Genomic DNA, 14,778 nt, shown 5'->3' with positions numbered 1-14,778 from the left:
CACAGGCACACGACGATCCGCCGTCTCTCGGGGCGTGGGGCGCCCACGGTCGCACAGGGTCAGGACGGTGTGAGCGGAAGGCTGTCCGTATAGGCGTTCACCGGTGGCGAGATCCGCCGGGTGGCGCTGACGTCGAGGGCCGGGGCCGCCGACTTCGTGCCGAGCGTGCCCTGCGGGTGCCAGGTTCCCGTGACGGACACCCAGGTGTCGTGGGGCAGTGCGGGGCCGCCGTACATCCGGATCCTGATGGACTGCGAGTCCGCTGCGCAGCAGTTGAAGATGATCCGGGTCAGATACCAGCCGCCGCCCTGCCGCGCCGGGGTCACAAAGCCCGTCATCCGCAGGCTGCGGCCCTCGATGCTCCGCTCCCGGTCCTGCTGCACCCGCTGGGTGAAGTCCGTGAGGGTGATGGGCAGCGGTGAGGTCGCCGGCAGCCGGTCGAACCGGCTCTGCTGTTTGACGGCCTTCTCGTTGGCCCGTGCAGCGGTGTACGCGCCGAGTGCGGGAGGCGCGTAGAGAAGCAGGCTGAGCGCGGGAAGGAAGAGCAGCCAGGCGATCCGGGGCGTGGTCGAGTGGTCGTGATGACCGCCATGACCATGATCGCCGACACGGTCGCGATCATGGTCATGGTCGCGACCGTGTTCGTGATCGCCTTCAGTGCCGTCGTACGCGGGCTCGTGCGCGACCGCCCGTCCATCGAGGGTCGCCGCCAGCAGGCCCAGTACGAGGAGCAGTGCGCCGGAGGCGATCAGCGCCGGGCGCAGGCCCGCCTTCACGTAACGCAGGTACAGGTCCGAGAAGAGGGAGACGTGTAAGAGGCCGAGCCCGCACAGGACCAGGAGCAGTACTTGTACGCGGTGTCTCACAGCAGGGCTCCTCCGATCAGGACGCTGCACGCAATCGCCACGACGACCGTCGCGGTGGAGAAGCGGAGGGCGAACGCCCGGCCGAAGGTGCCCGCCTGAAGGGCGATCAGTTTCAGGTCGACCATGGGGCCGACCACCAGGAAGGCCAGTCGCGCGGTCGGCGAGAAGCCGGCGAGTGACGCGGCGACGAAGGCGTCGGCCTCGGAGCAGACCGCGAGGACGATCGCCAGTCCGGCCAGGAACAGCACGGAGAGCCAGGGTGAGCCGGAGAACGTGTCGAGGACCGAGCGCGGCACGGTGACGTTGAAGGTGGCCGCCGCGGCCGCGCCGAGGACGAGATAGCCACCCGCGTGCAGGAAGTCGTGCTGAAAGCCCCGGCGGAACTCGTTCCAGCGGCTGTGCCCCGGGTGATGACCGGTGTGGCGGGCCGCGGGCCGCAGCCATTCCTCGCGCCCCAGCCAGAGCCACAGCCAGCCCATCACGACGGCGGTGACGAGCGAGGCGAGCAGTCGGGCGGCCACCATGGCGGGGCTGCCGGGGAAGGCGACGGCGGTGGCGGTCAGGACGACCGGGTTGATGGCGGGGGCGGAGAGCAGGAACGCGAAGGCCGCGGCCGGGGTGACGCCGCGTCGGATCAGGCTGTTCGCCACCGGCACCGACGCGCACTCGCAGCCCGGGAGGACGACACCGGCGGCGCCGGCGACCGGGACGGCGAGTGCGGGGCGACTGGGCAGGGCCCTACTGAAGACAGAGGCCGGCACGAAGGCGTTGATCGCGCCGGACAGGGCGGTGCCGAGCAGCAGAAACGGCAGCGCCTGGACAGTGATGGCGAGACACACCGTCCGCCAGGCCCCGAAGGCCGGGGCGCCCAGCCACCCGGAGCGGGCGAGCTCGGCCGCCGCGGACGTGAAGCCCCAACCGACCGCCGCCCCCAGCCCGATGACGAGGATTCGACGGCGGGGAGCGCGGGTCCGCGACGCGCCGCCGGGGCCCGCAGGCAGCACGGCCGTGTGCGCCGCCCCCAGCGGCTCATCCGTCTGATGCATCACCACTCCGCCCCGCAGACATTCCCACCTAATACAACGCGGACCGTACTAGCAGGACTTGGATCAAGGTGGTAACCATGCCCGGTATGTCGCGGTGGCGGCCGGCGCAGGAACGCCCGGCCGAGACCGCGAGAAGGCTCTCCAGTGCAGGACGGTCCGGGTTCGCCGGCGACGGAACCAAACATCCCCGCAGGCGCGGTGAGCAGGCAACAGCGAGGTGTGCACCGGGCGTTGAGCACGGAACCCGCTGCTCCCGCCCGTTCGGATCCATCACTTCACCATGCCCACCTCCTCGAACCCGGGTCCGAGAACCCGCGACACAGCGCAACGGCGTTACATGCGGGAAACCTTGACGATCGCTGTGCCGGATGCCACGATTCCGGCGCCGCCATGTTTGCGTAAACATCTACCTCCGGACGGATCCTCTGGCCAAGCTCTGCCGAACGGTGTTTACGTAAACATGATGTCGAGGTTGGTGAAGCAGAGAGGACTTGACCTCAGAACAAGCAGCCTGGCAGGAGTCCTCCGTCAAGCAGGGCCGGAGGCGCGGGCGCGGGACCGCACCCCGTACTCCCCCAGGCCAAGCAGACCGATGCACCACCGGTCATCGCCGGGCCCACCAGCGGCGAGCCGGCACCATCCGTCCGGCCCGGCACACCTTCCGACGGCCGCTCAGCCACGCGCGGACTCCGCCATGCGCTGAGTGGCCATCTCTTGAAAGGGCAAGTCGATGCGCAAAATCCCCGCCCGAACCCGCTTCACCCCGCGGCTGCGCGCCGCCTTCGTGGCGATCCTCATCGCGGGCAGCAGCGGCACAACCATCGCCGGCAGCCCCGCCTACGCCGCGCCTCGCGGCGACACGACCCAGTTCAAGGGGGTCAACTGGGCCGATCCCCGCGACAATTTCGCCGACGACCCCGTCGTACTGTCCGGTCTGTCGACGTCCGACAGCTACGCCCAGACCTACGCCAAGGCGAGCCGGGTGATCTCGGCATTCCGCGCGAACCTGGGCGCCAACACCGTACGACTGCCCATCAACCCGTACACCGTCAACGGCGCCTACTGGAAGTCCTATCGCGGGGTGATCGACGCAGCGTCGGCCCGGGGCTTCAAGGTCATCGTCTCCTACTGGGAGGGCACCGGCTCCCGCAAGGACGGCTTCATCGACGACCCTGCCACCTACTGGCCCATGTGGAACACCGTGGTCGACGCGTACAAGGACGACCCGCGGGTCTACTTCGAGCCGATGAACGAGCCCCACGGCTACACCGACGCCGAGTGGGCCGACATCGCCGCCAAGTGGCTGGCCACCTATCCCTCGGTGCCCCGCAACCGGGTGTTCGTCAGCGGCGCCGGTTACAACGACCACGTCACCTCCGTCTGCGCCGACCCGCGCCTGAAGGGCACCTATCTGTCGCTGCACCACTACGGATTCTGGAAGGACTACGCCACCTACGACCAGTGGGTGGCCGACCTCAAGGAGCGCATCGGTGACTGCGCCGACCGGACCGTCGCCGATGAGTTCGGCGCCCCGATGACCACCGGCCTCGACTACAACAAGCCGGCTCCCTCCAACAACTACATCAACTACGTTCAGGCCGTCACGGACACCTTCCGCCAGCTCAAGATGGGGTCCGTCTACTGGCCCGGCCTGCGCACCGACGACACCTACTCCCTGCAGACCCTGACAGGCGATCCCGCCCGGCCCTGGCTGGCCACCACCAACCAGTCCGGCGCAGACCGGCTCGCATGGGGCTGGGGACGCGGCAAGCCGGTCCGCCCCTGACCTGGTCTTCGGCGTAACCGCCGACCGGCAGTCATCGAGGCTCCGCCCCGGCTATCGGGGCGGAGGTGGTGTGCGCCCCCTGGGCAGCCGCAGGAGCGGCTTCACCGGGCCGGACCGTCCGGCACGGATCGCGGCGCAGGGCGCCGTCCTGTTGACCGGCGCTCAGGGGGTCGGGATGCCACCCGGCCGGGCCGGCCGCCCCAGCCGGACCGGGACACCCGGCGAATACAGCACACTGACCGGCTCGCCCGTCGGCGTGGGCACGCCGGCGGCCGCGAGCAGGTTCTCCTCACAGGCGAGCAGCTCCGCGCGGTGCAGCGGCCAACGCGGATGCTCGTTCGGCAGATATCCGGTGTCGCCGAAGAACGTGTTGTGCATACCCCAGCGGGCGGTCAGGAAGTGCTCCAACTCGGTGGGCTCCGCCACCGGTTCGCCCCGCCGCAGGACGATGCGGCTGTACGCGCCGCGCGGCCGGGGCCAGCGCCGAGAGCTGGTGTAGGTGATGATGTCGTCGTCGGCCTGCACGGCCATACGGGACCACACATACGGAAGCCGGAAGCCGGTCCGTCCCATCAGTACGGGCACGAGCCGGGCCGCGTCCATCGACCGGAAGACGACGCCGCGCCGGCCATGCGCGTCCACCGAGTACAGGCGCACGTTCGTCTCCGGGAACGAGCCCAGATACGGCACCCCTGGCGACCCGAGCCAGCCGACCCGGTGCATCCGGAAAGCGACCAGGCCGACGTAGGTGACCCCATCGAGCACATCGGGGACGGTTCCGTCCGGCAGCAGCCCGGCGACATCGGCCGGGTCGACAGCCCAGTGGACGAAGGCGAGATCGAGCCACTGCTGAGTGAGCAACGGCCGCTGCAAGGCCGTGGGGGCGTCCGGGGTGACGGGCTCGGGTATCCGCGCGGTGGTCGACACCCCGCCAGCATCCCAGACAGCCGCCCGCCGACCGCAGCCCGGGAGGTGCACCGGACGGGGTCGGCGCCGGTCCGAAACGTTCACGAGGACCACGGCGCAAAGGCGCTGAGCGCCCGTCCGGCTGACGTACGGTTGCCGAGAGCGAGCCATGGTCGAAGGGGCGGGGATGGCGGATTTTCAGGGCGAGTTGGTGCGTGCGCTGCCCGGCACCTTGAGGGAGCACGCGGCTCGACTGGGAGACAAGACCGCCTACCGGGACACCCGTCGCGCCGTCACCTACGGGGAGTTGGAGGAACGGACCGGACGGTTGGCGGGGCACCTGGCACGGCTCGGAGTCCGGCGCGGGGACCGCGTCGCGATCCATCTGGGCAATCGGGTGGAGCTGGTGGAGGGCTGTCTCGGGGTGCTGCGGGCCGGGGCGATCGGCGTGCTGCTCAACCCCGCCGCGTCGGAAGAGGAGTTGGCATACTTTCTCGACGACAGCGGCGCGGTCCTGGTCGTCACCGAGCAGCCCTTGCTCCCGCGGGTGGCCCGCCTGACAGCCGAACGGCCCGGGGTGCGGACGGTGGTCGTCGGCCCGGGCGCCCTGCCGGCCGGCGCCCCCGCCGACGCGCTCGTCTTCGAGGACCTGGCCGGGACGGATCCGGGCCGGACCCCCCGCGATGACCTCGGCCTCGACGATCCGGCCTGGATCCTCTACACCTCGGGCACCACCGGGGAGAGCAAAGGCGTGGTCTCCACGCAGCGCTCCGCCCTGTGGTCGGTCGCGGCGGCCTACGTACCGGCGTACGGGCTGCGGGAGGGCGACCGGCTGCTCTGGCCCCTGCCGATGTTCCACTGCTATGCCCACTCGCTGTGCCTGTTGGGAGTGGTTTCGGTCGGTGCCAGTGCCCAACTGCTCGACCGGGGCGCGAACCTCGCCCAGGCGCTCGCCGGGCAGCCCTTCACCCTGCTCGCCGGAGTACCCGCCACCTACCGCCTGCTGCTCGACTCGCTGCGGGAGTCCGGCGATACGGTGCCCGAATCCCTGCGAGCGTGCGTCACCGCGGGCGCGCCCTGTCCTGCTGAGCTGCGGGCGGAGGTCGAACAGGTGCTGGCCGCTCCCCTCCTCGACGGCTACGGGTCCACGGAGACCTGCGGGAAGATCGCGGTCAACCGGCTCGACGGGCCCCGGAACGACCCCTCCAGCGGCCCGCCTCTGCCGGGGCTCGCGGTGCGGCTGGCCGATCCGTCCACCCGTGCCGAGGTCGCCGACGGGGCGGAGGGGGAGATCTGGGTTCGCGGCCCCAGTCTGATGGCCGGCTATCACAACCGTCCGGACGCCACCGCGCAGGCCTTCACGGACGGCTGGTACCGCACCGGGGACCTCGGGCGGCGGATGGCGCACGGTCATCTCCACGTCACCGGCCGCGTCAAGGAATTGATCATCCGCGGTGGTGAGAACGTCAACCCGTCCGAGGTGGAGCGGGTGCTGCTCGCCTGCCCCGGTGTCAGCGACGCCGCTGTCGTCGGCCGCCCGCACGACGTCCTCGGTGAGGTGCCGGTCGCCTTCGTCGTCCCCGGACCGCAGGGGATCGACACGGCCCGGGTGCTCGCCCACTGCCGGGAGCGGCTGTCCGGGTTCAAGGTGCCGGACGAGATCCACGAGACCGTGTCCGTCCCCCGTACTCCCTCGGGCAAGATCGTCAGGCACGCGCTCTCCGAGGAACTGGCCGAGCGGCTCGCCGAGCAGCGAGCGAGTGCCGCGGCCGCGCTGCGTGAGCGGCCGGCGGCGGTGTCCGACGGCGTGCTGGACCTGGTGCTCGAAGAGACCGCGCGGACGGCCGGGGTGCCTGCGCACGCGGTCGATCCCGACCGGCCCTTCACCGAGTTCGGGCTCACCTCGCTGGGCGGTGTGCTGCTGCGCGACCGGCTGGGCGCGGCGACCGGTCTCGACCTGCCCGCGACACTCGTGTTCGACCACCCCACGCCCGCCGCTGCGGCGGCATGGGTGCGTGAAGCGCTGTGGGGCGACAACCGGCCACGGCCCGCGCGTACATCCGGCGGCGGACCGCGTACGGAGCCCGGGGAGCCGATCGCCATCGTGGCCATGGCCTGCCGCTACCCCGGTGGCGTCGAGTCCCCGGAGGACCTGTGGCGGCTGCTGGCGGACGGCACCGACGCGACCTCCGACTTCCCCGCCGACCGCGGCTGGGACGTGGCCGCGTTGTACGACCCCGATCCGGACCGGCCGGGGACCTCCGTCACCCGCAGGGGCGGCTTCCTGCACCGGGCAGCGGACTTCGACGCGGCGTTCTTCGGCATGTCGCCCCGCGAGGCGCTGGCCACCGATCCGCAGCAGCGGCTTCTTTTGGAGACCGGCTGGGAGCTGGTGGAGCGGGCGGGCCTCGACCCGTCGGGGCTGCGGGGCAGTGACACCGGTGTCTTCGTGGGCGTGATGCACGCCGACTACGCGGGCCGCCTGCTGCACGGGACCGGGCACGAGCTGGAGGCCCATCTCGCCCTGGGTTCGGCGGGCAGCGTGGCCTCCGGCCGGATCGCGTACACCCTGGGCCTGCGCGGGCCCGCCGTGACGGTGGACACCGCGTGTTCGTCGTCGCTGGTGGCTCTGCACGCCGCGGCACGGTCGCTGCGCGACGGCGAGTGCTCGCTGGCCGTCGCGGGCGGGGTGACGGTCATGGCCACGCCCGCGCCGTTCATCGCGTTCAGCAGGCTGCGCGGACTGGCTCCGGACGGCCGGTGCAAACCCTTCTCCGCAGCGGCCGACGGCACCGTCTGGGGCGAGGGCGTCGGCCTGGTCCTGCTGGAGCGGCTGTCCGACGCACGGCGCAACGGACATCCGGTACTCGCGGTGCTGCGCGGCTCCGCCGTCAACTCCGACGGGGCGTCCAACGGCCTGACCGCGCCCAACGGTCCGGCGCAGCAGCGGGTGATCCAGGCGGCGCTCGCCGATGCGGGGCTGTCACCTGCTGATGTCGATGCCGTGGAGGCGCACGGCACGGGCACCGCGCTCGGCGACCCGATCGAGGCGCAGGCGCTGCTGGCCGCGCACGGGCCGGGCCGGTCGGCCGAACACCCGCTGTGGCTGGGGTCGTTGAAGTCCAACCTTGGACACACGCAGGCCGCGGCAGGTGTCGCCGGCGTCATCAAGACCGTACTGGCGATGCGGCACGGTCGGCTCCCCCGCACGCTGCACGCCGACGAGCTGTCGTCCCGGGTGGACTGGTCGTCGAACGCCATGCGGTTGTCCACCCAGGAGGAGGAGTGGCGGCCCGTACCCGGACGGCGCCGCCGGGCAGGCGTGTCGGCGTTCGGGATCGGCGGGACCAACGCGCACGTGATCCTGGAAGAGGCCGAGGAAGGCGCGACCGCACCGCCCCGTCGTCCCACGGCACCAGCGCCGCCGCTGCTGCTCTCCGGCGCGAGCGGCGCCGCCCTGCGGGCGCAGGCAGCGCGGACGGCGGCCGCACTGCGCGAGCGACCCGAACTCGACCTGCTGGACGTGGCGTTCACGCACGCCACCGCCCGGGCCGCGCTCCCCCACCGGGCCGCCGTCGCCGCCGACGACCGCCAGGGGTTGCTGAGTGCCCTGGACACTCTGGCGGTGTCCGCCGCACCGCACGCGGCGGGATCGCCCGGTCGGGCGGCCCTGCTGTTCACCGGTCAGGGTGCCCAACGGCCTGGTATGGGAAGGGAGTTGTGCGAGGCCTTCCCGGTCTTCTCGACAGTCGTCGACGCCTTGTGCGAACGCTTCGACGCGCATCTGGAGCGTCCGTTGGGCTCGGTGCTCCGGGGTACCGACGAGGACGCGCTGCTGGATCGTACGGACTTCGCCCAGGCAGCCCTTTTCGTCTTCGAGGTGGCCCTGTTCCGGTTGCTGGAGTCCTGGGGCGTGCGGCCCGACTTCCTGGTGGGGCACTCCGTCGGTGAGCTGGCAGCGGCCCACGCCGCGGGCATCCTGTCCGAGCCGGACGCCGTCGAACTGGTCGCGGCCCGGGGCCGGTTGATGTCCCGGCTGCCGGAGGGCGGCGCCATGGTGGCGCTGGACGCCACCGAGGCGGAAGTGAGCGGCGAGCTGACCGAGGGGGTCGCGATCGCGGCCGTGAACGGCCCGCGCGCGGTCGTCGTCTCCGGCGAGGAGGGGCCCGTCACCGCGCTCGCGGAGCGGTTCGCCGTACGGGGGCGCCGCATCGCCCGGTTGCGGGTCAGCCACGCCTTCCACTCCCCGCTGATGGAGCCGATGCTCGCCGAATTCGGCCGTGTCGCGGCCGGGTTGGCGTACCACGAACCCCGCATCCCGGTGGTGTCGGGGCTGACCGGACGTCCGGCCACCCGGGACGAGCTGCGGTCGGCCGAGTACTGGGTACGGCACGCCCGCGAGGCCGTGCGGTTCGGGGACGCCGTGCAGTGGCTGGCGCGCGAGGGGCGGGTGACGGCGTTCGCGGAGATCGGCCCGGACGCGCAGCTCACGGCCCAGGCCATGACGGGTCTGGCCGAGGCCGGTGAGGAGTTGCTGTTCACGGCCGCTGCCCGCCGGAGCGCCACGGAGCCCGAACCGCGCACGCTGTTCACCGCGCTGGGTCAACTCCATGTCCACGGTGTGCCGGTGGACTGGCATCGGGTGTACTCGGACAGCGGTGCCCGGCGGGTCGACCTGCCGACGTACCCCTTCCAGCGGCAGCGCTACTGGCTGCCCGCCGTCACCGCCGACCCCGGGACCGCGTCCGGCCACCCGCTGCTGACACAGACGGTCACCGTGCCGGGCACGGAGCGCCTGGTGTGCAGCGGCCGGCTGTCCGGCACCGCCCAGCCCTGGCTGCGCGACCACGTGGTGGGCGGACACGCCCTCGTGCCCGGCGCCGCGTTCGCCGACCTGGTGCTGCATGCGGGCGACGCGTGCGGTCTCGACGTACTGGAGGATCTCGCCCTCCTGACCCCGCTGCCCCTGCCCGCCGCCGAAGGGGAGTGGATCCAACTCCAAGTGGCCGTGGGGGAACCGGACGGTACCGGGCGCCGCGCGGCGGACGTGTACTCCCGGCCCGAGCAGTCCGGTGCCCTCGGAGCCTGGACACACCACGCGACCGGGCGGCTCGGACCGGCCGTCCCGGGCGACCGGGACCGTGCGGCCTCGCTCGCCGCATGGCCGCCACCGGGCGCCACACCCGTCGATCTCATCGGCGGCTACGAGCGTCTGGCCGCCACCGGTCACGCGTACGGACCGGCGTTCCGGTGCGTCAGGGCCCTGTGGCGGCGGGGCGAGGAACTCTTCGCCGAGGTCGGCCCGGTGCCCGGCACGGATGCCGTGCGGCACGCCCTCCATCCGGCACTGCTCGACGCGGCCCTGCACGCCGGACTGCTCGCCGAGCCGCACGCCGGCCCGGCACGGCTGCCGTTCGCGTGGCAAGGCATGACGCTGTACGCCACGGGGGCGGCCTCGCTGCGCGCACGCATCACGACGACCGGCCCGGACACCGTTGCCCTGGATCTCGCCACCCCCACGGGCGCGCCGGTGGCCCGGCTGGAGTCGCTGACCACACGTCCGATCCCGGACGTGGCCGCCGGCCCGGCCGGGGAGCTGTACCGACTGCGTTGGAGTGGTGTCCCGTTCGCCGGCGAAGCGCCCGCCCTGGCGGTGACGGAACCCGACGACCTGGGCGTGGCCGCGGTGCTCGCGACGGCGGACTCCTGTGCGGCGGCCGACGTGTCCTTGCCCACGGGCGTCCCCGAGACGGTCGTGGCGTCCCTGTCCGCCCCCTCAGCGTCTGCCCTCTCGGCCGAGGACGCCGACCCGGCCGCCGCGGCGCACGCACTGGCCGTACGAGCCCTGGAGCTGTTGCGGACGCGACTCGCCGGTTCCGGCCGGCTGGTCGTCGTGACGCGCGGAGCCGCCTCCCCGACGCCCGACCTGCCCATCGCCACGGTCTGGGGGCTCCTGCGCTCCGCTCAGGCGGAACACCCCGGGCGCCTCACCCTCGTGGACGTGGACGGGCGACCCGAGTCGCTCCGGCTGCTGCCCGCCGCCGTCGCCACGGGCGAGCCCCAACTTTCCCTCCATGAGGGCCTGTTGCGCGTCCCCCGGCTGGCGCCCGCTCCCGGATCGGTGACCGCCGGCTCCTTCGGCCGGGGAACCGTCCTGATCACCGGCGGCACTGGGTCCCTGGGCGCCCTGCTGGCCCGGCATCTGGTCGCCCGTCACGGCGTCCGGCGTCTGGTGCTCGTCGGTCGGCGTGGACCCCAGGCGCCGGGCGCACAAGCGTTGCGGGCCGAACTGGAGCGAGCGGGCGCGCACGTGGACCTGATGGCCTGCGACACCGCCGAGCGGAGTCGACTGGCCGCCGTCATCAAGGAGTTCGGGCCCGACCTCAGTGCCGTGGTACACACGGCCGGCGTCCTGGACGACGGCGTACTGCAGGCGATGACGCCCGATCGGCTGGCGACGGTGCTGCGACCGAAGGCCGACGCGGCCTGGCATCTGCACGAGCTGACGAAGGACCTGCCCCTGGCGCACTTCGTGCTGTTCTCGTCGGCCGCCGGTCTGCTGGGCAATCCCGGCCAAGCCAACTACGCGGCGGCGAACTCCTTCCTGGACGCGCTCGCCCGCCACCGCGCCGCGCTCGGGCTGCCCGCGCTGTCACTGGCCTGGGGGCCGTGGGCGGACGAGGAAGGGATGGCGGCCCGCACCGGCAGAGTCCACGGTGGCGCCGTGCGTGCGGTCTCCCCCGAGCAGGCTCTGGCACTCTTCGACGCCGCGCTGGGCAGCGGCGAGCCGGTCCTTGCGCCGCTGCCGCTGGACCGCTCGCCGGGGGCACTGGCCGCCGGGTCACCGGTGCCGCCGCCGTTGCGTGAGCTACTGCGCCCCGCCCGGCCGACGGCCTCGCCCGGGACGGCGGCCGGGGGCGACGAGCCCGACGGCACCGCCGGAGCGTGGCGGGACCGGCTGGCGTCGCTGCCGGTGCCCGAGCGGGCGCCCGCGCTGCTGGAGCTGATCCGCTCCGAGGTCGCCGCGGTCCTCGGCCACACCGATGCGAGCGCCGTCGACCGCGGCTTCCCCGAGCTGGGCCTCGACTCACTGATGAGCGTGCTGCTGCGCAACCGGCTGAGCCTGTTGGCCGGCCTACCACTGGCGGCCACCGTCGCGTACGACTGGCCGAGTGCGGAGGAGCTCGCGGATCACGTGTACGGGGAGTTGAGCGACGGGTTGTCCGAAGGGGCGGCTGCCGCATCGGGGGCGGCTGAACGGGATCGGGCGCGCGCACATCCCGCGCGGACCCTCCTGACGACTCCGGCGGAGACCGTCCCGGCTGCTCCGGCGGAGACCGTCCCGGCTGCTCCGGCAGCGACCGTCCCGACTACTCCGGCAGCGACCGTCCCGACTACTCCGGCAGCGACCGTCCCGACTACTCCGGCGGAGACCATGTCGGCCACGCCGACGGAGACCGTCCTCACCACTCCGTCCGAGACCGTCCTTCCTGCTCAGGCGCAGACCGTCCCGTCGGCGTCGGGCCGCACTGGCACTCCGACGTTCTCGGCGGACGTCGCGTCGGATCGGGCCGGCGGTGCTGCGTCCGCCCTCGCGCACACCACCGGTCCGGCGTCCTCGACGAGCGTTCCGTCCACACCGGCACCGACCAACCAGTCCACCCCCACCGGGACCACCGGGCCGGCGTCCTCGACGAGCATCCCGTCCACACCGCCACCGATCGACCCGCCCACCCCCAGCCGGACCACGAGGCCAACGTCTTCGGCGAACGTACCGTCCGCTCCCCCGCACGCCGACCGGCCTGCTCCGGTACCGGCTCCCGCGCCGGGCCCGCCGAGTCCGCGCGGCCCCCGCGCCGGCCAGTCACTGCCGGCCCTGTACCGGCGTGTCTGCGAAACGGGTGACGTCGTCTCGGCGATGCACTTGCTGGTGACCGCGTCGCTCGGCGCGCCCTCCTTCGGCCGTGATGCCGGCGACGGGCACGCAGTGTCACCGCTGCGGCTGGCCACGGGCGCGCGCGGCCCGGCGCTCGTCTGTGTGCCGGGCTTCGCCACGAACCTCGGTCGGCCCTGGCACGCGGGGCTCGCCCCCTGCTTCCACGGCGAGCGGGACGTCTTCGAGCTACGACACCCCGGGGTCGACCACGGGGACGCCGTGGCGCGGGATATGGAGACGCTGACCGAGCTGCACTCCACGACCGTGCGGCGCCTTCTCGGCGACCGTCCGTATGTCGTCGTGGGCCACTCCATGGGCGGTTCGGCCGCGCACGCGTTGACCACGCGCCTGGCGGCCGAGGGTGCTCCCCCGGCCGGGCTCGTCCTGGTGGACGCCTATCGCATCACCCCGGACCGTGAGGCCGAGCCGTCGCTGCTGGCCCTGCCCGCCCGGATCCCGTTGGCGGTGGGCGAGCGATTCGACACCGCGGTAGACGCCCTGACGCTGCTGTCGCTGGGCGCGTACACCCGGATGTTCCGCGGCTGGCAGCCGGAACCGACCAAGGTTCCCACCCTGCTGGTGCGTGCCACGCAACCGCTGCCGCACATGCCGGAGCACTGGCCGTCGTGGTCGTCCTGGCCCGGACTCCACGACACGGTGGACGTCCCCGGCAACCATCTGAGCGTGCTCGAGGAACACGCCCCGACGACGGGCGCGGCGATCCGCGAGTGGGGCGATGCGCTCGGCCGCCCGGAGCCCGACTGACGGCGGCCGACGCACGGCAGACCACGTGCACCGCGGGCATGTCGCGTGACCTTGGCTGCGCGATGCAGCCGGCAGTTCCCCGCACCGTCCCGGCCACGCCATGGGGTGATGCCGAAACGCGGGTGCCCTGGTACCAGGCGCAAAATGGGAGATGTGGGCGTCCGGCGTGTGTCAGTGGACCGTCTCGTGGAGCAGTCGTCGGGCCGCGAGCTGGTGGCGATCCCGCTCGCGCTGATCGTTGTGATCACCGTGGTGGACATCCACTCACCGACTGATATCCATCTGGGGCCGTTGCTGGTCATCGCGCCCGCGCTCACGGCCTCCTTCGCCGGGCCGCGGCTGACCGCCGCAGTGGGGGCCTTGGCGGTGGCCGCCCAGGTGTTCATCGCGGTGTTCCACGGGGGGCTGACGACAGCCAACCACATCGCGCAGATCATCGCTCTGTGTGTGCTCTCCTCACTGGTGGTTTTCGTCTGCCATGTGCAGGAGCGACGTGCTCGGGAGCTGAGCCGCGCGCGATCGGTCGCCGAGACGGCTCAGCGGGTTCTGCTGCGGCCCCCACCTCGCCGGATCGGACCGTTGCGCGTGGCCTGGCTGTATCTGGCCGCCGAAGACGAGACCCAGATCGGGGGCGACCTGTTCGCGGTCGCCCGCGCCCAGGATGCCTCCACCCGGGTGATCATCGGAGACGTCCGCGGCAAGGGCCTGGCCTCTATCGGTGAGGCATCGGTGGTGCTGGGTGCCTTCCGCGAGGGTGCCCCTCGGTACGCCACGTTGCCCGAGCTCGTTGCGGCCCTGGAGGTGAGCGTGGGCCGCGATCTGGACGACGTGGCCGACACCCGGGACGACCCCGGCGAACACTTCATCACCGCGCTCGTACTGGACATCCCCGACGACGACACACAAATCGAGTTGATCAACTGCGGCCATCCGCCGCCCCTTCTGCTGCGCGATCAGAAGGTGACGGTCCTGCAGGCTCGTCACCCCGTGCCGCCGCTGGGCATGTGCTCACTGCCCGCATCGAGCCATCGCCCGGACTCGTTCGGCTTCGAGGTCGGCGACGTCCTCCTGCTCTACACCGATGGCGTCATCGAAGCCCGCTCACCGGCAGGCGCCTTCTACCCCCTCGCCGAGCGGGTCGCCGCCTTCCCCACCTCCAGCCCCGACACGCTGTTGCACCACATCCACGACGACCTACTCGCCCACGTCGGCGACCGACCCGCCGACGACGCCGCCCTCCTGATCATCGAACTCACCGCCTCCCACCACCTCCACCGACCGCACTTCACCCGCACCGTCGACGGCCACCACCGGCTACCCAAGAGCCCCTCCCAGCCCACAGATCACTGATCCCCCAGCCTCAGAGCGCGTACGTGGGAAGGTCCTCCTGCTGCCGAGGACCTTCCCACGTACGACCTTCGACCGGTCTGTCGGCCTATCGGTCTATTCGGCTGTGCCTTCGACTGGTCTGTT

6 protein-coding genes are annotated in these 14,778 nt (G+C 72.4%); 3 read left to right on the top strand and 3 right to left on the bottom strand.

Annotation, left to right across the window (positions count from 1 at the left end; all coding sequences use genetic code 11):
* Positions 1-59: 59 nt before the first annotated feature.
* Positions 60-866 (bottom strand): TIGR03943 family putative permease subunit, encoded by an 807-nt coding sequence (locus IEY95_RS32920; protein ID WP_189189833.1) that lies wholly within the window; start codon positions 864-866, stop codon positions 60-62.
* Positions 863-1,912, bottom strand: a complete 1,050-nt coding sequence (locus IEY95_RS32915) for a permease (protein WP_189189832.1) — start codon at positions 1,910-1,912, stop codon at positions 863-865. Before IEY95_RS32915 ends, IEY95_RS32920 begins: the two co-directional genes overlap by 4 nt.
* 730 nt (positions 1,913-2,642) lie before the next feature.
* On the opposite strand from IEY95_RS32915, the gene IEY95_RS32910 reads away from it, so the two are divergent.
* The gene (locus tag IEY95_RS32910) at positions 2,643-3,698 is read left to right on the top strand and encodes a glycoside hydrolase family 5 protein (protein WP_189189831.1); all 1,056 of its coding nucleotides are present in this window, start codon (positions 2,643-2,645) and stop codon (positions 3,696-3,698) included.
* A gap of 162 nt (positions 3,699-3,860) precedes the next feature.
* On the opposite strand, the gene IEY95_RS32905 is transcribed toward IEY95_RS32910, so the two are convergent.
* Positions 3,861-4,625, bottom strand: a complete 765-nt coding sequence (locus tag IEY95_RS32905; protein ID WP_229703519.1) for a YqjF family protein — start codon at positions 4,623-4,625, stop codon at positions 3,861-3,863.
* 166 nt (positions 4,626-4,791) lie between these two features.
* Between IEY95_RS32905 and IEY95_RS32900 the strand changes: the two genes are divergently transcribed.
* Positions 4,792-13,305, top strand: coding sequence for a type I polyketide synthase (locus IEY95_RS32900; protein WP_229703518.1), 8,514 nt, complete (start codon positions 4,792-4,794; stop codon positions 13,303-13,305).
* 144 nt (positions 13,306-13,449) lie between these two features.
* Complete coding sequence (locus IEY95_RS32890; protein ID WP_189189829.1) at positions 13,450-14,655, top strand: PP2C family protein-serine/threonine phosphatase; 1,206 nt, start codon at positions 13,450-13,452, stop codon at positions 14,653-14,655.
* Positions 14,656-14,778: the final 123 nt, after the last annotated feature.

Origin of the sequence: Streptomyces albiflavescens, from assembly GCF_014645835.1 — a bacterium.
Taxonomy (GTDB): domain Bacteria; phylum Actinomycetota; class Actinomycetes; order Streptomycetales; family Streptomycetaceae; genus Streptomyces; species Streptomyces albiflavescens.
This window is presented reverse-complemented; position numbering and strand designations above follow the sequence as displayed.

Bases quoted from the DNA above. Each gene is read 5' to 3' on its own strand.
- IEY95_RS32910 (WP_189189831.1), top strand. From the start codon at position 2,643: ATGCGCAAAATCCCCGCCCGAACCCGCTTCACCCCGCGGCTGCGCGCC.
- IEY95_RS32915 (WP_189189832.1), bottom strand. From the start codon at position 1,912: ATGCATCAGACGGATGAGCCGCTGGGGGCGGCGCACACGGCCGTGCTG.
- IEY95_RS32900 (WP_229703518.1), top strand. From the start codon at position 4,792: ATGGCGGATTTTCAGGGCGAGTTGGTGCGTGCGCTGCCCGGCACCTTG.
- IEY95_RS32890 (WP_189189829.1), top strand. From the start codon at position 13,450: ATGGGAGATGTGGGCGTCCGGCGTGTGTCAGTGGACCGTCTCGTGGAG.